The 20583-nt window shown below is 72.2% G+C and carries 22 protein-coding genes and 1 pseudogene; 8 read left to right on the top strand and 15 right to left on the bottom strand.

Annotated features, from left to right (window positions below; genetic code table 11):
- Positions 1 to 8 precede the first annotated feature (8 nt).
- The 3 genes from OG276_RS05325 to OG276_RS05315 form a co-directional block, all read right to left on the bottom strand.
- On the bottom strand, positions 9 to 1094 hold the full coding sequence (locus OG276_RS05325; RefSeq protein ID WP_266903232.1) for a DegT/DnrJ/EryC1/StrS aminotransferase family protein: 1086 nt from the start codon (positions 1092 to 1094) through the stop codon (positions 9 to 11).
- Positions 1095 to 1166: 72 nt separating this feature from the next.
- Positions 1167 to 1721 (bottom strand): NUDIX hydrolase, encoded by a 555-nt coding sequence (locus tag OG276_RS05320; protein ID WP_266903230.1) that lies wholly within the window; start codon positions 1719 to 1721, stop codon positions 1167 to 1169.
- 236 nt (positions 1722 to 1957) lie between these two features.
- Complete coding sequence (locus OG276_RS05315) at positions 1958 to 3025, bottom strand: ATP-dependent DNA ligase (protein WP_266903228.1); 1068 nt, start codon at positions 3023 to 3025, stop codon at positions 1958 to 1960.
- A 75-nt stretch (positions 3026 to 3100) separates the two neighbouring features.
- Between OG276_RS05315 and ligD the strand changes: the two genes are divergently transcribed.
- The 3 genes from ligD (at position 3101) to OG276_RS05300 (ending at position 6071) form a co-directional block, all read left to right on the top strand.
- Complete coding sequence (gene ligD / locus OG276_RS05310) at positions 3101 to 4120, top strand: non-homologous end-joining DNA ligase (RefSeq protein WP_266903226.1); 1020 nt, start codon at positions 3101 to 3103, stop codon at positions 4118 to 4120.
- Positions 4121 to 4269: 149 nt separating this feature from the next.
- Complete coding sequence (locus OG276_RS05305; RefSeq protein WP_266903224.1) at positions 4270 to 5319, top strand: phosphotransferase family protein; 1050 nt, start codon at positions 4270 to 4272, stop codon at positions 5317 to 5319.
- A 116-nt stretch (positions 5320 to 5435) separates the two neighbouring features.
- A complete protein-coding gene (locus OG276_RS05300; RefSeq protein ID WP_266903222.1) occupies positions 5436 to 6071 on the top strand; it encodes an HAD family phosphatase in 636 nt (211 codons plus the stop codon).
- A gap of 11 nt (positions 6072 to 6082) precedes the next feature.
- Here the strand turns inward: OG276_RS05300 and OG276_RS05295 are convergent.
- Both OG276_RS05295 and OG276_RS05290 read right to left on the bottom strand, forming a co-directional pair.
- A pseudogene (locus OG276_RS05295) lies at positions 6083 to 6312 on the bottom strand (IS5/IS1182 family transposase); the annotation flags it as partial.
- Positions 6309 to 7679, bottom strand: coding sequence for a S41 family peptidase (locus OG276_RS05290; protein WP_266912541.1), 1371 nt, complete (start codon positions 7677 to 7679; stop codon positions 6309 to 6311). The pseudogene OG276_RS05295 and the gene OG276_RS05290, both read right to left, overlap by 4 nt.
- A 519-nt stretch (positions 7680 to 8198) precedes the next feature.
- Between OG276_RS05290 and OG276_RS05285 the strand changes: the two genes are divergently transcribed.
- Both OG276_RS05285 and OG276_RS05280 read left to right on the top strand, forming a co-directional pair.
- Complete coding sequence (locus tag OG276_RS05285; RefSeq protein WP_266903220.1) at positions 8199 to 9089, top strand: alpha/beta hydrolase; 891 nt, start codon at positions 8199 to 8201, stop codon at positions 9087 to 9089.
- Complete coding sequence (locus OG276_RS05280) at positions 9086 to 10579, top strand: MFS transporter (RefSeq protein WP_266903218.1); 1494 nt, start codon at positions 9086 to 9088, stop codon at positions 10577 to 10579. Before OG276_RS05285 ends, OG276_RS05280 begins: the two co-directional genes overlap by 4 nt.
- On the opposite strand, the gene OG276_RS05275 is transcribed toward OG276_RS05280, so the two are convergent.
- Complete coding sequence (locus tag OG276_RS05275) at positions 10542 to 11276, bottom strand: TetR/AcrR family transcriptional regulator (RefSeq protein ID WP_266903216.1); 735 nt, start codon at positions 11274 to 11276, stop codon at positions 10542 to 10544. The two genes, OG276_RS05280 and OG276_RS05275, sit on opposite strands and share 38 nt — an antisense overlap.
- 101 nt (positions 11277 to 11377) lie before the next feature.
- Between OG276_RS05275 and OG276_RS05270 the strand changes: the two genes are divergently transcribed.
- A complete protein-coding gene (locus OG276_RS05270; RefSeq protein ID WP_266903214.1) occupies positions 11378 to 11632 on the top strand; it encodes a WhiB family transcriptional regulator in 255 nt (84 codons plus the stop codon).
- Positions 11633 to 11651: 19 nt separating this feature from the next.
- On the opposite strand, the gene OG276_RS05265 is transcribed toward OG276_RS05270, so the two are convergent.
- The 6 genes from OG276_RS05265 to OG276_RS05240 form a co-directional block, all read right to left on the bottom strand.
- Positions 11652 to 12362 carry a hypothetical protein gene (locus OG276_RS05265; protein ID WP_266903212.1) on the bottom strand — a complete coding sequence of 237 codons (711 nt, stop codon included), beginning with the start codon at positions 12360 to 12362 and terminating at the stop codon, positions 11652 to 11654.
- Positions 12359 to 13564: a hypothetical protein gene (locus OG276_RS05260; RefSeq protein ID WP_266903210.1), complete on the bottom strand. Its 1206-nt coding sequence runs from the start codon at positions 13562 to 13564 to the stop codon at positions 12359 to 12361. The genes OG276_RS05265 and OG276_RS05260 overlap by 4 nt, the downstream gene beginning before the upstream one ends.
- Entirely contained in the window at positions 13557 to 13868 is a 312-nt protein-coding gene (locus tag OG276_RS05255; RefSeq protein WP_266903208.1) for a hypothetical protein, read from the bottom strand. The genes OG276_RS05260 and OG276_RS05255 overlap by 8 nt, the downstream gene beginning before the upstream one ends.
- A 95-nt stretch (positions 13869 to 13963) precedes the next feature.
- Entirely contained in the window at positions 13964 to 14935 is a 972-nt protein-coding gene (locus OG276_RS05250; protein ID WP_266903206.1) for an acyl-ACP desaturase, read from the bottom strand.
- Positions 14936 to 15101: 166 nt separating this feature from the next.
- Positions 15102 to 15341, bottom strand: a complete 240-nt coding sequence (locus OG276_RS05245) for a hypothetical protein (RefSeq protein ID WP_323182310.1) — start codon at positions 15339 to 15341, stop codon at positions 15102 to 15104.
- A 67-nt stretch (positions 15342 to 15408) separates the two neighbouring features.
- On the bottom strand, positions 15409 to 16260 hold the full coding sequence (locus OG276_RS05240; RefSeq protein WP_266903204.1) for a helix-turn-helix transcriptional regulator: 852 nt from the start codon (positions 16258 to 16260) through the stop codon (positions 15409 to 15411).
- 211 nt (positions 16261 to 16471) lie between these two features.
- Between OG276_RS05240 and OG276_RS05235 the strand changes: the two genes are divergently transcribed.
- A complete protein-coding gene (locus tag OG276_RS05235; RefSeq protein ID WP_266903202.1) occupies positions 16472 to 16939 on the top strand; it encodes an ATP-binding protein in 468 nt (155 codons plus the stop codon).
- A 63-nt stretch (positions 16940 to 17002) separates the two neighbouring features.
- Here OG276_RS05235 and OG276_RS05230 read toward each other — a convergent pair whose 3' ends face one another.
- The 3 genes from OG276_RS05230 to OG276_RS05220 form a co-directional block, all read right to left on the bottom strand.
- Entirely contained in the window at positions 17003 to 18643 is a 1641-nt protein-coding gene (locus OG276_RS05230) for an ABC-F family ATP-binding cassette domain-containing protein (RefSeq protein ID WP_266903200.1), read from the bottom strand.
- A gap of 226 nt (positions 18644 to 18869) precedes the next feature.
- Positions 18870 to 19286, bottom strand: coding sequence for an SsgA family sporulation/cell division regulator (locus OG276_RS05225; RefSeq protein WP_266903198.1), 417 nt, complete (start codon positions 19284 to 19286; stop codon positions 18870 to 18872).
- Positions 19287 to 19564: 278 nt separating this feature from the next.
- Positions 19565 to 19864 carry a YciI family protein gene (locus OG276_RS05220; protein ID WP_266903196.1) on the bottom strand — a complete coding sequence of 100 codons (300 nt, stop codon included), beginning with the start codon at positions 19862 to 19864 and terminating at the stop codon, positions 19565 to 19567.
- A gap of 26 nt (positions 19865 to 19890) precedes the next feature.
- On the opposite strand from OG276_RS05220, the gene OG276_RS05215 reads away from it, so the two are divergent.
- Positions 19891 to 20571, top strand: coding sequence for an endonuclease V (locus OG276_RS05215; RefSeq protein WP_266903194.1), 681 nt, complete (start codon positions 19891 to 19893; stop codon positions 20569 to 20571).
- The last annotated feature ends 12 nt before the right edge of the window (positions 20572 to 20583 follow it).

Here is a 20583-nt window from a genome sequence, read left to right as displayed (position 1 = left end):
GTACGGAATCAGACCCGTACGGCGTGGACCTCGTGAACGGCTTCGATGACCCGGTCCACTTCCGCGTCGGTGACTTCGGGGGCGATCGGGAGGCACACCGTACGGGGCAGCAGGTCGAGGCTGACGGAGATGTCGGCGGTGCGGTGGGCGAGTTCGCGCATGGCCGGCTGGTGCGGAACGGTGTGGGGGTAGACCTGCTCCGTGCTGATCCCGGTACGGCCCAGGTGGTCCATGAGGGCCCTGGCGGAAGCCGGATCCGGCATCGTCAGCGGGTACTTGTAGTACGTGTGCGGTCGGCCGGGCGCGTCCCCGGGCGTCCCGACGGGCAGGCCGGCGAAGGCGTCCGTGTACCGCTGGGCCACGGCGCGGCGCCGATCCGTCCAGCCGGGCAGCAGGTCGAGCTGGTGGCGGATGACCGCGGCGTTGATCTCGCCCATCCGGCCCCTGTCTCCGCGCAGGTGGTGGGTGTTGCGCTCGCCGTCCCGGCCGAGGTCGGTGAGCTTGCGGAGCAGGGGCAGGAGCGCGGCGTCCCGGGCGAGGAGGAGGCCTCCGTCGGCGAGGCCGCCGAGGTTCTTGCCGACCCACATCGAGAAGCAGCCGATGTCGCCGACCGATCCGGCGTGACGGCCCGCGTCGGTGGCGCCCGCGGCCTGGGCGCAGTCCTCGATCACGGAGAGGGAGTGCCGGTCGGCCAGGGTGCGGATCGCGGTCATGTCGGCCATCAGGCCGTGCATGTGGACGGGGATCACGGCGCGCGTGCGGGAGGTGACGGCCGCCTCGACGGCCTGCGGGTCGATGCAGCGGGTGTACGGGTCGATGTCGGCGAACACCGGTACCGCTCCGGCGGCGGCCACGGCGAAGGCCGTCGACACGAAGGTCAGGGCGGGCATGATCACCTCGTCACCGACGCCGATGCCGAGCGCCCGAACGGCGGTCCCCAGCACCATCGTTCCCGAACTCGCGGCCAGGGCGTGGCCTCCCCAGCGTGCTCCGATCGTCGCCTCCAGCTCGCGCGTCCGGCGGCCGCCGTGGAAGACGCCGTCGTCGATTACCTCCTCCACGAGGCGCAGTACGTCCCGCTTGAGGCCGAGCACGCGGCGCGATCCGTTCGACACGTGCGCGTCGGCGCCGACGGGATGCGGAATCCGGCGGGCGGCGGCCGGCTGTCAGCGGGGTGCCGGGCCGTCCGCCGGGCCCGATGCGGCGGTGGTCGGATAGTCGTACGACGGCACGTGCGGGAGGTACGGCGCGAGGTCGGGCCGCCAGGCGCGCAGGGCGGCCGCGGACGGGGCGTAGAGGGCCGCCGGGATCTCGGCCGGGGCGAACCAGGACCAGCGGGCGATCTTGTGGGGCTCGGTCACCGTGGCGGTGCCCGCGGCGGCCGAGGTGACGGCCGCGGCCGTCAGCCGGGTCGGGGCGGAATCGGCATCGGCGGCGTCGGCGTCGGCGTCGAGCAGGATGGAGACGATCCGGATCTCCCCGGGGGCGGCCCGCAGCCCGGTCTCCTCGGCGAGTTCGCGGGCGGCGGCCTGTTCGAAGCCCTCCCCGGGGTCGACCTTGCCGCCGGGCAGCTCCCAGCGCCCGTCGTGCGCCTGCCCGAGCAGCACCCGGCCGTCCTGGCCGACGACGATCACGCCGACTCCTACGACGGCGTGGGGGCGGGGTACGGCGCGGCTGCCGGGTCCGTGAGGTGCGGGCCGCGCGGCGGGATCGGTACTCATGGGCGTCCTTCGGCGGATCGGGTTGCTGGGCGGCGGGCGGTGCGGGGCCCGGCTGCGACCTTACGTCCAGGACGGCCGCACGGGTTTCGGCCGCGAGGCTTTCGCCCGGGCGTCACCCGCGCAGGCTTCCCGCGGCCGGGACCCGGGACCGTTGCGGTCGCCGCCGCCGCCGACCGCCACGCGTGGGCGGTGCGCACCCTCAAGACCTGGCGAGGGCCTGGCCCGGCCCGGCCGGCTCAGCCGGCGGACCCCAGCACCTCGGCGAGGTCGTAGCCGACGACCTCGTCCAACTGGGCGTACGTACAGCTGCGCGGTTCCCGGTCCGGCCGCATGCGGCGGAACTGCGCGGTGTGCCGGAACCGGTCGCCCTCCATGTGGTCGTAGGCCACCTCGCAGACCCACTCGGGGCGCAGCGGTACCCAGGACAGGTCCTTCTTTCCGGTCCAGCGGCTCTGCGCCCCGGGCAGCCGGGCGCTCTCGTGGGCGGATTCCTGGGCCCAGGCGGCCCACGGATGGCCCTCGGGGGCGGGCATCCGGAGCGGTTCGAGCTCGTCGATCAGCTCGGCGCGGCGCTTCATCGGGAAGGCGGCGCAGACGCCCACGTGTTGGAGGGTGCCGTGGGCGTCGTAGAGGCCCAGGAGCAGCGATCCGACAATCGGACCGCTCTTGTGGAAACGGAAACCCGCGATGACGGCGTCGGCCGTACGCTCGTGCTTGATCTTGAACATGAGGCGGGCATCGGGCCGGTAGGGGAGATCGAGGGGTTTCGCGACGACCCCGTCGAGCCCGGCGCCTTCGAATCGTTCGAACCACTCCTGCGCGAGCGCGGGGTCGGTGGTCGCGGGCGCGAGGTGGACGGGGGGTCGAGCGGTGGAGAGCATGCGGGTCAGGGCGGCGCGGCGGTCGACGAGCGGCGCGTCGAGGAGGGCGTCGTCACCCAGCGCGAGCAGATCGAAGGCCACGAACGAGGCCGGGGTCGTCTCGGCGAGCAGTTTCACCCGGGAGGCGGCGGGATGGATCCGCTCGCTGAGCCGGTCGAAATCGAGCCGCCCGCCCTGGATGAGGACGATCTCTCCGTCGACCACGCAGCGGTCGGGCAGATTGGCCTTCAGGGCCTCCACCAGCTCGGGAAAATACCTGGTCAGACTCTTGCCGGTGCGGCTGCCGAGCTCGATCTCGTCCCCGTCCCGGTGGACGATCGCGCGGAAGCCGTCCCACTTGGCCTCGTACTGCATGCCCGGTGGGATCTTGGACACGGATTTGGCGAGCATCGGCTTCACGGGTGGCATGACCGGCAGATCCATGTCTCCGATTCTGCGGTGGTACGCCCGGACCCGCTCGGTGTGCGGGCCCGCGCGGGTCCGCCTACCGTGGCGCACATGGGTGCAGCGGGCAAAGCGATCGAGCTGGAGGCGGGCGGCCGGACCGTCCGGCTGTCCAGCCCCGACAAGGTGTACTTCCCGGAGCGCGGCCTCACCAAGGGGGACGTCGCCGCCTACTACCTCGCGGTCGCCGACGGGATCACCCGCGCCCTTCGCAACCGGCCCACGACCCTGGAGCGGTTCCCGGACGGCGTGGAGGGCGAGTCCTTCTTCCAGAAGCGGGCCCCGAAGAACCTGCCCGACTGGATCCCCACCGCCCACATCGCCTTCCCGAGCGGCCGCACCGCCGACGAGATCTGCCCGACCGAGCCGGCCGCCGTCCTGTGGGCCGCCAACCTGGGCTGCCTCACCTTCCACCCCTGGCCGGTCCGGCGGGAGGACACCGACCGACCCGACGAGCTGCGCATCGACCTGGACCCGCAGCCGGGCACCGACTATCACCACGCGGTCGCGGTCGCCCACGAACTGCGCGTACTGCTGGAGGAGTTGGGCATGCGCGGCTGGCCCAAGACCTCGGGCGGCCGGGGCCTGCACGTGTTCGTGCCGATCGCGCCGCGCTGGACCTTCACGGAGGTCCGCAGGTGCGCCATCGCCATCGGCCGGGACCTGGAGCGCCGGATGCCGGGGAAGGTCACCACCGCCTGGTGGAAGGAGGAGCGCGGCGAGCGGATCTTCGTCGACTACAACCAGACGGCGCGCGACCGCACCATCGCCTCGGCCTACTCCATCCGTCCGCGCCCGCACGCCCCGGTCTCCGCGCCGCTGCGCTGGGACGAGCTGGACGATGCGGAGCCGCGCGACTTCGACATCGTGACGATGCCGGCCCGCTTCGCGGAACTGGGCGATCTGCACGCGGACATGGACGAGCACGCCTTCGCCCTGGACGCCGCGCTGGAACTGGCCGACCGCCACGAACACGACCACGGCCTCGGCGACATGCCCTACCCGCCGGACTATCCCAAGATGCCGGGCGAGCCCAAGCGGGTCCAGCCGAGCCGCGCGAAGCACGAGGACTGACCCGGGTTCCGCGGAACACCGAGAGCGGTGGGGCGTGCGGAGCGACGGTGTTCCCGTCGGTGGATTGCGGCGGTGGTGTCGGCTGCGGCTCGTGGTCGGCCAGACTCTGGGCCGGACATGACGCAGTCGGTACTCAGGGGAGGTACGCCGTGGAGGCGATACGCAGGGCTGTCACGCGGGATCATCTGGCCGGCCTCGCGCACGCGGGTCTGGGCGGCGGGCGTCGCCTCGTGGGCGCCTCGCGGCTCCGAGGGGGGAGCAAGAAGGGCGTCTACCGCCTCACCCTCGACGACGACTCCACCGCCATCGTCTACATCTGGGACGACGCCGAGAACTACTGGCCAACGGCACAGGCCGCCCCCGCAGGCAACCACGCGGACCCGTTCTCGCCGGCATCCGGCATCGAGCTGTTCGAAGCCGCCCACCGAAAGCTGGACGGCCTGGGGATCCGCACGCCCCGGATCCACCTGGCCGACCGCAGCGGGAGCCACTACCCGGCGGACGTCGCGGTGGTCGAGGACGTGCCGGGGGAGAACCTGGAAGCATTGCTGCGCCAAGACCCTCGCGGCGCGGGAACGACCATGGAGCGACTCGCCGAGGCGCTCGGGGCGATGCAGGGGCACGAGGGTCCGCGCTTCGGGAAGGTCGTCCTGATCGACGGGGGCGGTACGTCGGAGGGCAGCTCGTGCGCGCAGGTCGTCCTGGGCCGCGCCCTCGACGACCTCTCCGAAGCCGCCTCGCGCGACACGCGGATCGCAGGCTCCCGCGACCACCTGGAAAGCGCGCTTCGCGCACTGGCTGCCGCCGTACGCCCGCGCTCGCGGCACGGGCTCATCCACGGGGAACTCGGACCGGACCACGTGCTGGTGGACCGCGCCGGGCATCCGGTCCTCATCGACATCGAGGGGCTGATGTTCTTCGACATCGAGTGGGAGCACGTGTTCCTGCGACTGCGCTTCGGCGAGCACTATCCGCCGCTGGACCGCAGCGACCTCGACGAACAGCGCCTGGCGTTCTACGCGCTGGCGATGCGCCTGTCCCTGGTCGCCGGACCGCTGCGCCTCCTCGACGGCGACTTCCCCGACCGCGACTTCATGACGGGCATCGCGGAGCACAACCTCCGGGAGGCGCTCGCCCTCCTGACGGGGGGCAGGGCTGGGCAGCCGAAGGCCGACACGCCCGGCCCAACGGGCAGGTGATCCAAGCGAAATGCTCTGAAGGGTGTTGCAGAAGTGCCCGGACGCACGCGGTGATCTGATGCGTCACATGGTGGTGGCATCCTTGGCCGGTGCTCTCATCTGATCATGCAGGTGCCGTGTTCTTCGACGTCGATGGCACTCTCGTCCCGGGGACGAGTTCGTCGGTCTTCCTGGCCGGCTTTCTCGGATATCGCGACGAGTTGGCCGAGGCGGAGGACGGGTACGCCTCTGGCGCCCTCGACAATCGCCAAGTCTCGGAGCTGGATGCGGCGGGCTGGGCAGGCGCGTCCGAAGAGCAGGTCCTCGGCCGGCTCGACGGGCTTCCCCTGGTCTCGGGCATTTCGGAGACCGTGGGCTGGTGCTGGAGCAACGGGCTGGTGCCTGTCCTGGCGACCCTGGCTTGGTCCCCGGTCGGCGGCTACCTGGCCGACCGCTTCGGCTTCCATTCGTTCAGCGGACCTCGGCTGGAGACCGCCGGAGGCCGGTTCACGGGGCGCGTCGCCCGCCACTTCGACGAGTACGACAAGCGGGACTTCGCCCTCACGCAGGCGCAAGAGCTGGGGTTGGACCCCCTCTCGTGCGGGGCAGTGGGAGACAGCCGTTCCGACCTGCCGCTGTTCGCCTCGGTCGGGGTGGCCGTGGCATTCAACGCCTCGAAGCAAGCGCGGATGGCTGCGACGGTTGCGGTGGAGGACGACGACCTGCGAGGTGTGCTCCCGCACTTGAGCCGGCTGGTCCGAGCCGCTGGTTGATCGAACTGCGTCGGCCGGGCTGAGGCGACGACCAGATGATGATGACCTGCACGTTCGCCGGGAGCCGGTAGTTCCTCGACGAGGCGCCAACGGTGCGGTCGCGGACCGGGGTCAGGGTTCCGTCCACGATCCGCATCCGGTCCACGTCGGCGACCAGCCGCGGGGCCGGCTCCAGCGCCGGCAGCGGACGCAGGCGCTGGATGACCGGGCACAACACGGAGCCTTCTGCAACGCCCTTCAGGTCCGGGGAAGGTGCCGTAGGGCGGCGGTGAAGGCGGAGTCGCGGTGGGCGTCGAACTCTGCCTGTGTGAAGACCGGGGTGGTGACGTCGACCGGGATGCCCGGGCCGTCGAAGGTCTTCCCGGTACGGGTCAGGAACTGCTCGTTGGGCAGGCCGAGTTCCCAGCCGTTGGGGAGGGTGCGGCCGAGGACGTCGGAGAAGACCCCCTGGGTCGGCTCGCCGATGCGGACCGTCCGGCCGGGGCGCTCCAGGAGGGCCTGGGTGAAGGTCTCGCCCGCGCTCACGGTGGAGCCACCGGTGAGCACGGCGACCGGCCCGGTGTAGCGGGGGCCCCGTGCGGGCTGGACGTAGAGGGGTTGCGGGCGGGTGAACCGGGTCGCGTCGTCGGGGTCGTTGCGCACGCGCTTGGCGTAGGCGAAGTACGGGCGGTCCGTGAGCCGGGCGGCCAGGCGCAGGCCGAGTTCGTCGGAGCCGCCGCCGTTGATGCGCAGGTCGATGACCAGGCCGCGCAGGCGGGCGGTGCGCTCGGCGGTGAAGACGCTCTCCAGGACGCGGTCGAGCTCGGCGCTCTCGGAGGCGAAGTCGCCGCTCTCGGTGTAGCCGCCGAAGCCGGAGAGGCGCAGGTAGCCGCGGCCGTAGGGCAGGTCGGCGTAGGAGATGCGTCCCTGGGCGAACTCCTGCGGCGCGTGTCCGCCGAGATCCACCTCCTGGATGTAGGCCTTGACCCGGGTCTCGAGTTCGAGGGTCGGCATCACGGTGCCAGGGCGCACCTCGCCGAAGAACCGGTCGCCGCCGTCGAAGAGGCGGACGTGTGCATCGTGCAGCGGGGCGAGCATCTCCTGGAAGACGGCGAAGAGTTCGTCCTCTGTGGTCCCGGCGTGTACGCGGGGGCGGTGGCTCTCGCGTACCGCGTTCCAGTCGACGCCCTTGGCGGCGAAGAAGGGGTAGTTCTCCGCGAAGGTCTGCCAGAACACGTCGAAGGTGGCGACCGGGTCCGCGGCGGGGCCGGGCTCCTGGGCCTCGCGGCACCGCTCGGGCAGGGCGGCGAGGCGGCGGGTCGCGCGGTCGCCGACCGACCCCTCGACGTGCACGCTTCCGGGGCGCACGGTGAGGACCTCTCCGTCCTCGGTGGCGTAGCGGAAGGCCGCGGAGCTCCCGCTGCCCGGGACCCGCTGCGCGCTCGCGCCGGGCAGGCAGCTGATTCCGGTGACCTGGTACTCCTGGAGCCGGCCGGACTCCACGCGGAGCACGGTGCCGTAGCCGTCGAGCCGCCAGATCCCGACCGGCCCGACGGGCCCGTGCGGTCCGGCGGTTGAGCGGCCGGTGGTGGCGGTGGCGGCCGCGGCGGGGCCGGCGGTGGCGACCATGAGGGCGAGGAGCACCGCCGCCGCTGCCGCGCGCCGGTGAGTGCCCGTGCGGGGGCCTGTGCGTGTGCCCGCACCTGTGCCAGTGCCTGCGCCTGCGCCTGTCCCTGTGCCTGTGCCAGTGCCTGTGCCTGTGCTGGTCATCGTGGTGTCCCTGTTCGCCGCCGAAGTCTCTTGACTCGTCACAGGATCCGCGGCGGCCGGGGGTCGGGGACATCCGGCGGCCCACCCGACCCGGGTGGGGCTACCCCCCGAATCCGGTCGGGCGACCGGCAGGGGTGGGTCATCAAAATCCTTGATGGCGAACGCAGTTCGCCTGGTCGGTGGATCGGCGTCGACTACCTTCGTTGGCGAGCGTGAGGGCGAGGGCGAGGGCAAGGGCGAGGGCGACCGCGCAGGAATCAGGCTCGCGCGATCCATCCATAACAACACGAACGATCGTGCTAATATCTCTTCACTACCCTGACCCGCCAGCGCAGTCTGGCCACTCTGAGGAGATCCGGAGAACCGGGCATGCACCCCATGGCTTCACTCCTGAGCACGACCCTCAACATCACCGCCCGGGTCGCCCCGGGCCCCGTCGGGCGGGTGGCGTTCGCGCTGTTCGTGCGGCCGCTCGGCCGGCCGAAGGTGAAGCCGGGCGAAGTGGAGGTCATGGCCCGGGCCGTGACCGGCCGGCTCGTCGTGGACGGGATACCCGTGACCACGTACCGCTGGGGCGACGGCGACCGGCCGGTTCTCATCGTGCACGGCTGGACCTCGCGCGCCTCGCGCTTCGCCGGGTTCGTCGAGGCGCTGCTGGCCGAGGGCCGGACCGTGGTCTCCTTCGACGCACCTGGGCACGGCGCGTCCGGCGGCCGGGCCACCACCATCCTCCGGCAGCGCGAGATCATCCGCCAACTGCACGCACGGTACGGGGAGTTCTCGGCCGTCCTGGCCCACTCCTTCGGGGTGGTGTCCACCTTCTTCGCGCTGCGGGACGGGATCCGGGCCGACCGGATCGCCGGCATCGGCGCCATCGCGGACTTCGACTTCCTCGCCGCGCGGTTCCGGGCGATGCTGGGCGTGAACCAGGCCGTCGAGGACGCCATGCGGCGCCACATCCAGCGTCGGCTCTTCCCGGCCGAGCCCGGCATCTGGCCCCGCTTCGACGCGTGCCACCACCCCGAGGAGATCCCCTCGGAGATCCTGCTCGTGCACGACGCGGACGACGACACCGCGGCCCCCACCCAGTCCCGCGACCTCGCGGCGGCCTACGGGGAGCGGGCCCGCCTGATCGAGACGAGCGGACTCGGTCACCGCCGCATCCTCCTCGACCCACAAGTCATCGCGACGACTGTGGAGTTCCTGAACACGACCCCGTCGCAGACCCGTGCGGCGGGCCCGGCCGAGACCGCGGGAGCCACCCGATGACCTCCACCCGCCCCGAACCCGCCGCGCCCGAGTCGGCCACCCCGCCCGTACCCTCGCCACCCGTACCCTCGCCGCCCGTGTCCTCCGTGCCCGATTCCGGATGGCAAGGGGTCGAGGGCGGCCCCGGGGGCGGGCGGGTGCTCGCGCTTGCCAGTGCCGTCACCTTCCTCGCCTTCCTCGACGCCACCGTCGTCAACGTCGCCTTCCCCGACCTGCGCCGGGCCTTCCCCGAGGTGTCGCTGGCCCGCCTGACCTGGGTCGTCAGCGCCTACGCCGTACTGTTCGCCGCCCTGCTCGCCGCGGCCGGCCGGCTCGCGGACACCCTGGGCCGCCGGGCCCTGTTCCTCGGCTCGACCCTCGCCTTCACCCTGACCTCGCTCGCCGCCAGCGCGGCCCCCACCGCCGAGCTGCTGGTCCTGGCCCGCGCCCTTCAGGGAGCGGCCGCCGCCGGGATGATCCCCGCCGCGCTGGGCCTCGTACTGGCCCACACCCCGCCCGCGCGCCGGGCCGCCGCCCTCGGTGCCTGGTCGGCGGCGGGCGGACTGGCCGCCGCCGTCGGCCCGACCATCGGCGGACTGCTCGTCGAGTGGTGGGACTGGCGTGCGATCTTCCTCATCAACGTCCCGCTCGGCCTGGCCGTCGCCTGGGCCGCCGTCCGCGTCGTCCCCCGGGAACCCCGCACCGGACGCCGGCTCCCCGACCCCGTCGGTACGACGGCGCTCGCCCTCGGCATCGGGGGAGTGGTGGCCGGGCTCTCCCAGGGTGCGGAGTGGGGCTGGACCGATCCGAAGGTGCTCGCCCTGGTCGTCGGCGGCGCCTTGGCGGGCACCCTCGCGCTGCGCCGCTCGCGCAGCCACCCCGCCCCGGCCGTCGACCGCGACCTGTGGCACGACCCGCTCTTCGCCCGCGCCAACATCGGCGCCCTGCTCTTCGGCGCGGCCATGTACGCCTGGCTGCTGACCGGCCCGTCCTACCTCATCGAGCGCTGGAACTTCTCGGTCCTGCAAGCGGCCTTCGGCGTCACGCCGGGCGCCGTCCTCGCCATGGCCGGCGCGCTGGTCGTCGGCCGCCGGGTCCCCGCCCGCCTCCAAGGGGCCGCCGTCACCGTCGGATCGCTGCTCTTCGCCGCCAATGCCCTGCTGCTGTGGGGCTGGGTCGGGGAGTCCACCTCGTACGCCCAGATCTTCCTGCCCGCGGGCCTTCTCGGCGGCCTCGGCATCGGGGTCGTGGTGACCGCGCTGTCCACGACGGCCTCGGCCGGCCTCCCGCCACAGCGCTTCGCGGCCGGTACCGGCCTGCTGATGACGGCCCGCCAGCTCGGCGGCGCGCTCGGCGTCGCCGGGACGGCGGCCCTGCTCACCGGGTCCGGCGCGGGGGACCACTGGCGGGGAGTCTTCCTGCTGACCGCCTTCGCCGCGCTGGGCGCGGCGGTCACGGGCGCCACGATGCGGCTCAGCCCTCCGGCGCGGCCGAAGCGGCCGGGAGGCTGACGGCCGGAGCGTCGCCGGCGGAGAAACCGGCGACCGGGAACACGAGTACGGGCGGCCGCTCCGGGAGTTCCTCCGGGGCGGCCGTCGCCGCGCGCAGCCGGGCGAGGATGCCCCGCGCGGCCCGGTCGTAGGCCGTGGTGTCCTCCAGCAGTACGGAGTGCGCGTTGGCCAGCTCCATCATCGCGATGATCTCGAAGGCCAGCTGCTCCACGACATCGACGTCGGCCGCGGCCGACTCGCTGAACCCGCCCGCCAGCCGGGCCTCGTCGAGCATCCGCTCGATGTACCGCGTCCAGGCACCGCGGGTCTTGGCGATCTCGTCGCGGACGGGCCCGGGGCGCGAATCGAACTCGGCGGAGGCGGAGTAGAAGAAGCAGCCGCCGGGGAAGACCCGGCGGCCGGAGTAGTCGAGCCAGCTCTCGCACAGCCGCCACACCTTGGCGAGCCCGGCGGGCTCGTCCCGTACGGGCCGCACGACCTGCTCGACGAAGACGTCCCGGGCGGCGTGCACGGTGGCGAGCTGCAGCTCCTCCTTGGAACCGAAGAGGGCGAACACGCCGCTCTTGCTCAGCCCCAGATCCGTGGCGATCTTCCCCAGGGACAGCCCTTCCAGGCCGTCCACCGAGGCGATGCTCATCGTCCGTTCCAGGACCGTCCGCCGGGTCTGGTTCCCGCGCTCCACGCGTCCGTCTGCCATGCCGCCATGGTACCGAAATCATCGCACGCACGGTCGTTCACTCTGTGGCTGTTGATCAGGCGTTGATCGGACGTCCATCGCCGCCGGACAGGCTCTGCGGCATGTCGATGAACACCACCGATACCGATACCGTCACCGCCGTACCGGCCTGGTACGAGCTCGCCCTCTGCGCCCAGACGGGCCCGGGCTTCTTCTTCCCGGAGCCCGGCTCCTCGCTGCGCGACGCGAAGCGGCTGTGCGGGGCCTGCGAGGGCCGCAAACCCTGCCTGGACTACGCCATGGCCAACGACGAACGCTTCGGCGTCTGGGGCGGCCTGTCCGAAGCCGAACGCCAGGCCCTGCGCCGACGACCCTGACCGCCGCGCGGCCCCGGGCTCACCCCAGCAGCTCCAGGATCCGCGAGGTCCCGGCGCCGCCGGGCGGCCCGGGCGGCCCGGGCGGCGCCGGCCCGGGATCGGCGAAGGCGATCGTGTGCGCGACCGCCTCCAGGATGGCGGTGTACGCATCTGCGTGCCCGGTGGCCGTGCTGGTGAGGTCGAGCAGCAGCAGGTGGCGTCCGTCGGGATGCGCCGTGACGGCCCTGGCCTGGAACAGCTCCCGATCGGCGCCGGGCACGGGGAGGACCCCGCAGACCAGCGCGCACGGGAGCCCGGAGGCCAGGTCGAGGAACCTGCGCGTCGCGCCGCTCCCGAGCGCGGACCGGGCCAGGGCCAGGGCCGTGCGTGCCACACCGGCCCCGGCGCCGGAGTCTTCGGTGGTCCGGACGGCGAGGGAGAACAGCGAGGTGGAGACGGTCTCCGGGCCCTCGGGGTGGAGGCCGACCGCGGTGTGGACCAGGTGCAGGCCGGGCTGGCCGGCGAGTTCGTCGAGGCGGTCCATCAGCCGGCCGAGCTGCGACTCCGCACCGAATCCGGCATCCGCACCGGCTCCCCCACCGGAGCTCGCGCCCGCATCCGTGCCGCCCGTGCCGCCCAGAGCCCCCAGGGCTTCGGCGACCTCCTCCAGGACCTCCCGGTCCTCGGGGCGGATGTCGTGGAACCCGGGCGGCAGCCGGAACCAGACCGGCGGGACGGAGCGGTTGATCACGGCTGCACCAGCGTCCAGAGCCGGGCCGACCTCGCGACCGTGGACGGAGCGTCCTCCACGACGACGCGGGTGCCGTCGACCGCCGTGGAACCGCGGTCCACGGACGTGTCGTCGCCCGTGTAGTCGGCGGCGGCCGTGGCCGCTCCGGTACCGGCCACGGCCACTCCCACCCGCTCCCTGACCTCGGGCGTCGACGACCGCAGGGCCCACGCGGTGAGCGGGCTCTCCACCTTGCGCAGTTCGTCCGCCGTGTTCCACGTCGTGCGGGCGAACGCCCCCGCGCCCGGCGAGACGCCCGCCAGGGCGCCGGCCTCCGGGACCGCCATGGCAGCGCGGGCCGCGACCGTACCGGCCCTCGCGCCGGTGGCGACGGCGGCCACGCCCGGGACGGCGCCGAGGCCGTCGCCGAGCAGCGTCACGCTGTTCTTCCAGAACGCGGCGTCGAACTTGCCCCGGGTGAAACCGTCGGCCAGCGGCTTGCGGAAGCCGGGGTCCGCGAGGTGCGCGGTCAGGGCGGCCAGCGAGAGCCCGCCCGCGACCAGCATGATCGCCATCCCGGCCGGCGGGAAGAAGAGCGCGACGGCCGCGCCGGCGGCTCCCAGGATGGCGGCCGCGTTCGAGAGGGCGTCCGCCGGATCGTCGACGATCTTGTTCCAGACCGATTCCAGCAGCCCGGGCTCCTTCGGCGCCAGCCGCTCGGCCGTCGCGGTCAGGCTGTCCGCCACCCTGCGGGCCGCCGTGGAGTGCTCCGAGGCCAGCTCGGCGGCCAGTCGGCGGGCGTCGGTGAGGGCCTCGTCGGTGGTGGCCGCGGCGGCCCGGGACGCGTAGCGGGCGGCCAGGGTGCGGTGGGCGGCCAGGGTGTCGTGCCAGCCGGCCAGCCGGCGCGCGGCCTCCGCCAGTGAGGTGTGGGCCGCCTTGAGGTGGCGGGGGAGCTCCCGCGACAGCGAGGCGCGGAAGGCGGTGGCGGCCTCGCCCTGCCAGGCCGAGCTGTGGGAGACCAGGGCGTCGACGACGCGGGAGGTCTCCCCGAGGCAATCCGCCGAGGAGCGGAGCTTCTTCGCCAGGGCCAGGACCGCGAACGGGCCCCCCGGGGCCGGGTCGAAGCCGAGCGCGGAGAAGTCGACGGAGGGGCCGTCGGCGGTGGGGGAGCCGGCGCTGGGGGAGTTGGGGGCCGGGGATTTGGGCGCCGGGGAGTCAGCCACGGGCTCGCCCCGCCTGCCGGAAGGCCGCACGGATGGCCTCGTCGAGCTCCGCGTACTCGGCGGCGCTACGGCGCACGCCCTCGCGTACGGCCTTGATCCGCCCGGCGAGCTCCTTGGTGCCGTGGCCCCATCTGTCCTGGAAGCCGTCGCACGCCGCGTCGAGGTCCCTCGTGCCCAGCTGGTCGGCCCGTACGTGTTCCAGCTCGCGCCGGGCTTCCCGCAGGGCGGTCAGCGAGGTGTCCAGGGCGTTGGTGAGGCGGGCCAGCTGGTCGATCTCCACCTGGAGCGGCGTCATGGCGGTCATGACGCGAAACCCTGGCAGAGCGGGGCTCTGCCAGGGCAATCGTCGTCACCCGCATGAGCGAGCGGAAACCGGTCAGTCGCGGCGCAGGGGACGGATCAGGCCTTGCGGGCCGCGATGCGGGCTGCGCGGGCGGCCAGCCGCTCGTCGAACTTGCGGGCCTCGGAGTCCAGGCCGTTCATGAAGAGACCGAGCTCTTCCTGGGCCTTCTGCCCGTCGGGGCCGAGGCCGTCGATGTCCATGATCTTCAGGAAGCGGATCACGGGGCTCAGCACGTCGTCGTGGTGGATCCGCAGGTTGTAGACCCCGCCGATCGCCATCTGCGCGGCCATCCGCTCGAAGCCGGGCATCCCGTGTCCGGGCATCCGGAAGTCGACCACGACGTCGCGCACGGCCTGCATCGTCAGGTCCGGGGCGATCTCGAAGGCCGCGCCCAGCAGGTTGCGGTAGAAGATCATGTGCAGGTTCTCGTCCTGCGCGATGCGGGCCAGCATGCGGTCGCAGACCGGGTCACCGGACTGGTGGCCGGTGTTGCGGTGGGAGATGCGGGTCGCGAGCTCCTGGAAGGCCACGTACGCCACGGAGTGCAGCATCGAGTGGCGGTTGTCGGACTCGAACCCCTCCGACATGTGCTGCATCCGGAATGCTTCGAGCTTGTCCGGGTCCACGGCGCGCGAGGCCAGCAGGTAGTCACGCATCACGATGCCGTGGCGGCCCTCCTCGGCGGTCCAGCGGTGCACCCAGGTGCCCCAGGCGCCGTTGCGGCCGAAAAGCGAGGCGATCTCGTGGTGGTAGCTGGGGAGGTTGTCCTCGGTCAGCAGGTTCACGACGAGCGCGATCTTGCCGATCTCGGTGACCTTGGACTGCGCCGGGTCCCAGGCCTCGCCGTCCTCGAAGAATCCGGGGAAGTTGCGGCCGTCGCTCCACGGGACGTACTCGTGGGGCATCCAGTCCTTGGTGGCCGTCAGATGGCGGTTGAGCTCCTTCTCGACCACTTCTTCCAGCGCGAACAGCAGCTTGGCGTCCGTCCACGCCTCCGAGCTGCCGAGGTGGGGAGAGGTGATCGTCACGGGTACTCCTGAGTGCAAAGCGAATTACCTACGGTTCCGTAGCCTACGGAGTCGTAGGTTAAGCGCGACATCAAGACCAGCCAAGCCCCAAGGGTCACTCTGTCCGGTTACGTCCGGTTATCCATGCAGTTTGAAGGGGGCCTGGCGTGGCCTGAAGGGACTAAAGTCACGCGAGCAGGTGGTCCGCGGCTCCCGCCTTGACGGCCGAGATCAGCGCACGGAGCGCATCGATCGAGTCCGTGACGTAGACGGCGGACTCGGTGGTTCCGATGTAAGCCTTCCCCTCGGCGTCCCGCCCGAAGCGGAAACAGTTCGCCCCCTCGCTGCAGAACGCCTCGTCCCAGGCGATGCCGGACGTCGCCGACGGGGTCGCCGGCGTGGTCGCGGTCGTGGTCGTCGTGCCCATGTCGTTCTCTCGTCTCCTCGTCGGATCCGGCTCGGTGGTCAGTCAGCCGGTCGGCCGTTCGGCCCGGTCAGAGGGTCTGTGCGATGGCGCGGATGAAATCGCGGGAGTCGCGGGCCGGCAGCGCCAGGGAGCGCAGCCGCTCCAGCAGGCCCCGGTAGCGGAGCAGCTTCATCTGCGAATCCAGCAACATCGAGCCGTGCGAACTGTCCAGCTGCACGGTGTCCAGCTCGCTGATCGTGGCGGCCGCGTACGTGAAGGACTGGCCGGCGCCGGGGAACCCGCCGGCGGTGAACGGAATCACGCGCACGGTCGTACGGGCCCGCTCCGACTGTTCCAGTATGTGTTCGAGCTGCGCCCGCGCCACCTTCGGACCGCCGAACTGCATGCGCAGCGCCGCCTCGTGCACGACCGCCTCGTACAGCGGCGGCGCCTCGCGCGCGAACACCTGCTGGCGGTGCATCCGCAGGGCGAGCCGCGCCTGCAGGTCGGGTTCGGGCAGCGGTGGGTCGGCGGTGTCGAAAACGGCCCGTGCGTGCGCCTCGGTCTGCAGCAGTCCGGGTATGTGCGTGGTCACGGCGGTATGCAACTCGACGGAGTGGTGCTCCAGTTCGCAGATGTCCAGGAGTGCGGGCGGCAGCATTCCCCGGTGCTGCTCCCACCATCCCTTGTCGCGCTCCTGGGCCATCGAGGCGAGCAGGTCGACCAGCCCCGTGTCGGGGCAGTCGTAGTTGAAGGCGAGGGTGCGGACGCGCTCGGCGCCGATCGCGATCCGGCCCGATTCGATGTTGGGGATCCTGGTGCGGTCCACCCCCATGAGCGCCGCCGCCTGTTGCACCGACATGCCCGACTGCTCGCGGAGTTTGCGCAGCTCGGAGCCCAGGCGCTGCTGGCGCGCGGTCGGCGTACTCCTCGGTGGCACAGGTCCCCCCTCCTCCGGCCGGGCATGCGGGAGTGCCCTCACGAGTCCGGAAATGACATGAGAAAACGGCAAGTCGTCGTACAAGTAGTAGCACTGTGCACCACGTTGCGCTACGGTCGGTAGCGCAAGTCTCACACGGGGCGACCTCCAGCTCTTGTATGACCACACGGCCATCCAGGCATTCAGCACCTCAGAACCTTGGAGCAGCACGATGACGGGCACTCTCCGTGGCCTGCGGTCCGTCCACGAGATCCGGCAGGCCCCGCCAGGGGCGGAGAAACTGAGCTACTCCATAGGCCTGCCGGGCGGCGCCCACTGTGCGGGCAGCGCCCGTGGCGCGCTGCGGTCCCTGCTCGACCGGCACGGACTGCCCGACCTGTGCGACACCGCGGCCCTCGCCGCCTCCGAACTCGTGGCCTGCGCCTACCGGTTCACGCCCGACAAGGAGATGGTGCTCAAAGTCCGCTGGCAGTTCGACGCGCTGCGGATCGTCGTCTTCGACCAGCACCCCGCGCATTCCTCGCCCGAGGCGAGCGAGGAATGCCGGCGCCGGCGCAGCCGCGGGATGTGGCTGCTCGAGGCGGTGGTCGAGTCCTGCGGCGGGGACTGGGGACTCACCCCGGTGCTCACCCCGATGGGAGGCACCAAGTCATGGGCGTTACTGCCCATGCCGCGTTAGCGCCCGTCCTCGTCCCCGTGCCCGTCCCCCTCCCCGTCCCCGTCCCCGCCCCCGCTTTCGCGCTCACCCGTGCCACAGCGACCGGCGGACCTCCTCGGCCGTCGTCGGCCGCAGCCCGTCGTCGAGCAGCAGCCACCGCGTGATGCCGATCGATTCCAGGAACGGCACGTCATGGCTGGCCACCACGAGCGCCCCCTCGTAGGAATCCAGGGCATCGGTCAACTGCCGTACGCTCGCCAGGTCCAGGTTGTTCGTCGGCTCGTCCAGCATGAGCAGCTGCGGGGCCGGCTCCGCGAGCAGCAGCGCCGCCAGCGTCGCCCGGAACCGCTCGCCGCCCGACAGCGTGCCGGCCGGCCGGTCCGCATGCGCACCCCGGAACAGGAAGCGCGCGAGCCGCGCCCGGATCAGGTTGTTCGTCGCGTGCGGAGCGAACCGCGCCACGTTCTCCACGACCGAGCGCTCGTCGTCCAGTACGTCGAGCCGCTGCGGCAGGAACCGGGCCGGGACATGGGTCACCGACTCGCCCGACAGCGGGGCCAGTTCCCCCGCGATCGTGCGCAGCAGGGTGGTCTTGCCCGAGCCGTTGGCCCCCACCAGCGCGATCCGCTCCGGACCGCGCAGCTCCCACTCGCCCGGGATCGCGCCGCCGTGGACCGGGTGCAAGGCGCTCAGGGTGAACACGCGGCGGCCCGGCGGCACCTGGGTGGCGGGCAGTTCGATCCGGATCTCGGCGTCGTCGCGCACCGCCAGCTCCGCCTGGTCGAGGCGCTCCTCCGCTTCCGCCAGCTTCTCGGTGTGCATGATGCGGTGCTTGCCCGCCGACTCCTGGGCCGCACGCTTGCGGGCACCCATGACGATCTTCGGCTCGCGCTTGGTGTCGAACATCTTCTGGCCGTACCGCTTGCGCCGGGCCAGTTTGGCGTGCGCCTGCGCCAGTTCGCGCTTCTGTCGCTGTACGTCGCCCTCCGCGACCCGGACCATGCGCTCGGCCGCCTCCTGCTCGGCCGCGAGCATCTCCTCGTAGTCCGTGAAGTTGCCGCCGTACCAGTGGACTTCTCCTTCGCGCAGGTCGGCGATCTGGTCGACCCGGTCCAGCAGCTCCCGGTCGTGGCTGACCAGGAGCATCACCCCGGACCAGGATTCGACGGCCGCGTACAGCCGGCGCCGGGCCCGCAGGTCGAGGTTGTTGGTGGGCTCGTCCAGCAGGAGGACGTCCGGACGGCTCAGCAGCAGAGCGGCCAGCCGGAGCAACACGCACTCCCCGCCGGACAGTTCGCCGGCGGTGCGGTCCAGGCCGATCCCGCCGAGCCCGAGCTGGTCGAGCGTGGCGAGGGCGCGCTCCTCCACGTCCCAGTCGTCGCCGACCGCCGCGAAGTTCGCCTCGGTCGCCTCACCCGCCTCGATGGCGTGCAGGGCGGCCCGGGCGGTGTGGACCCCGAGCGCCTCGTCCACCCGGAGGGCGGTGTCGAAGGTGACGGTCTGCGGTAGCTGGCCGACGGTGCCGGATACGGCCAACTGGCCATCCCTCGGCTTCAGTTCCCCCGTGATGAGTTTCAGCAGGGTGGACTTGCCGCAGCCGTTGCGCCCGATCAGGCCGGTACGGCCGGGGCCGACGGTCAACTGGAACCCCTCGAAGACGGGCGTGCCGTCGGGCCAGTCGAAGGACAGGTCGGAGCAGGTGATGAAGGTGGGAGCAGGACTCATGGAGGCCTCCAGGTTGCGTGAGTGGTGAGTGCAACGCGGGGGAGACAGCGCACCGCGGGTGAGGGCGGTGGTCGGTGTCTCGGACCTCAGAGAAGCAACGTCCTGCTCCGTTTCGACGGCGATGGGGCGTCTACGAAGCTACGGGCCGGCCGGAGCCGCCGGCAAACGAATTAAGGGAAGCGGGCGCGGCCGCCGGATCGGAAGGGGCCGGATCCGGTGCGGAGGGTCAGCAGGAGCCGCGCATCAGATCCGCGAGGCTCTGGTCCATGTCGAGGTACAGGTGTTCCAGGCCGGGCGGCACGATCGTGGAGGCCCGCTCCAGGAAGCGGCGCAGCTCGGTCGTCACCATCAGCACGATCGCGACCCCCTCGGGGGCGTGGAACTCCACGGTGGTCCGGTCGGCGTCGTACGGGCGCACGCGCACGTCCCCGTGGCCGGACGGGCGGACCAGCCCGGACTCCAGCAGCTCCCGGGAGAAGGTCCACGAGACCTCGATGCCCTCCAGGGTCGCCGGCGCGGGGAAGGCCATCCGGACGGCGAAGGGATCCGACCGGTCGTAGCAGAGCGTGACCGGTACGGTGTCGACCTTCGGTGCGGTGGCGACCAGTCGGGCCTGCACGGCCTGCTCGATGACAGTGATCAAGGCTGACTCCCTTGCGGCGGATCTCGTGCCGGACCGCGGGGTGGGGGCCCGGCAACGGGATAGACGCGCGATTCGGTGAATCCGTGCACGCGAGCCGGAGTGAGCTGTGTCACCGAATGGCCTGAATGCGCCTGTGTGATCGCACAGGGTGACGGGTGGCGCGGGCATCCGGGGTCTGTTCGCAGGCCCCGGAGCCCTCGTAGTACGGCCGGTTCCCGCTCACTCCACAGGCCCAAAGCACGCTCCGGACCACCCGCTCCGGGCCGGTCCGCGCCCCGCTACACCACCGGGCTCTCCCGCACCGTCGCCAGGTCCGCGGACGTCTTCGTCGCGAGGAACTCGGTGATGCGGTAGGCGCAGACGCCCGCCACGGTGAAGGGGTCCTCGGCCGCGATCCTCTCGATCTCCGCGCGGGAGACCCCGCCGGCCAGGATCATGCCCCCGTCGCGCGGAACCTTGCGGCCCGAGGCGAGGAAGATGCCGGCCGCGTAGTAGCCGTCCAGCCAGGCGATGTGCGCGTCCATCTCTTCTTCGACGGCTTCTACGGGCGCGGTGTAGGTGAGCTCCATGACGAACATGATCGTCAGGCTACTCTCGCACCACTATGACGAGTGCGAAGACTCCGGCCGACGAGGCCGAAGCCAGGGCGATACAGGACGAACTGCGCGACCTGGTCGTCCTGGCCGAAACCGGACCCCCGCCCGGCGAAGGGCTGATCGCCGGTGTCGACGTGGCCTACGACGACGAGCGCGACCTGGTGGCCGCCGCGGCCGTCGTTCTCGACGCCGCCACCCTGGAGGTCGTCGAGGAGGCCACCTCCGTCGGCCGCGTCAGCTTCCCCTACGTGCCCGGGCTGCTCGCCTTCCGTGAGCTGCCGACCGTGCTCGCCGCGCTGGAAGCACTGACGGTCACGCCCGGTCTGGTGGTGTGCGACGGCTACGGGCTGGCCCATCCGCGCCGGTTCGGGCTCGCCTGCCACCTCGGGGTGGTCACCGGGCTGCCGGTCATCGGCGTCGCGAAGAACCCGTTCACCTTCACCTACGAGGAACCGGGTGCCCGGCGCGGGGACCTCTCCCCGCTCCGCGCACCCGACGGCGAGGTCGTCGGGCGGGCGCTGCGCACGCAGGACGGCATCAAGCCCGTGTACGTGTCGGTGGGCCACCGGGTCTCCCTGGACAACGCCTGCGCGCACGCCCTGGCGCTGAGCCCCCGCTTCCGGATCCCGGAGACCACCCGGCACGCCGACTCCCTGTGCCGCCGGGCCCTGCGCGAAGCCACCGCCTGAGGCACCGCTTGA

This window comes from Streptomyces sp. NBC_00086 (genome assembly GCF_026343255.1).
Taxonomy (GTDB): Bacteria; Actinomycetota; Actinomycetes; order Streptomycetales; family Streptomycetaceae; genus Streptomyces.
Note: the sequence above shows the minus strand (reverse complement) of the source record. Positions and strands in the feature narration are given on the sequence as shown.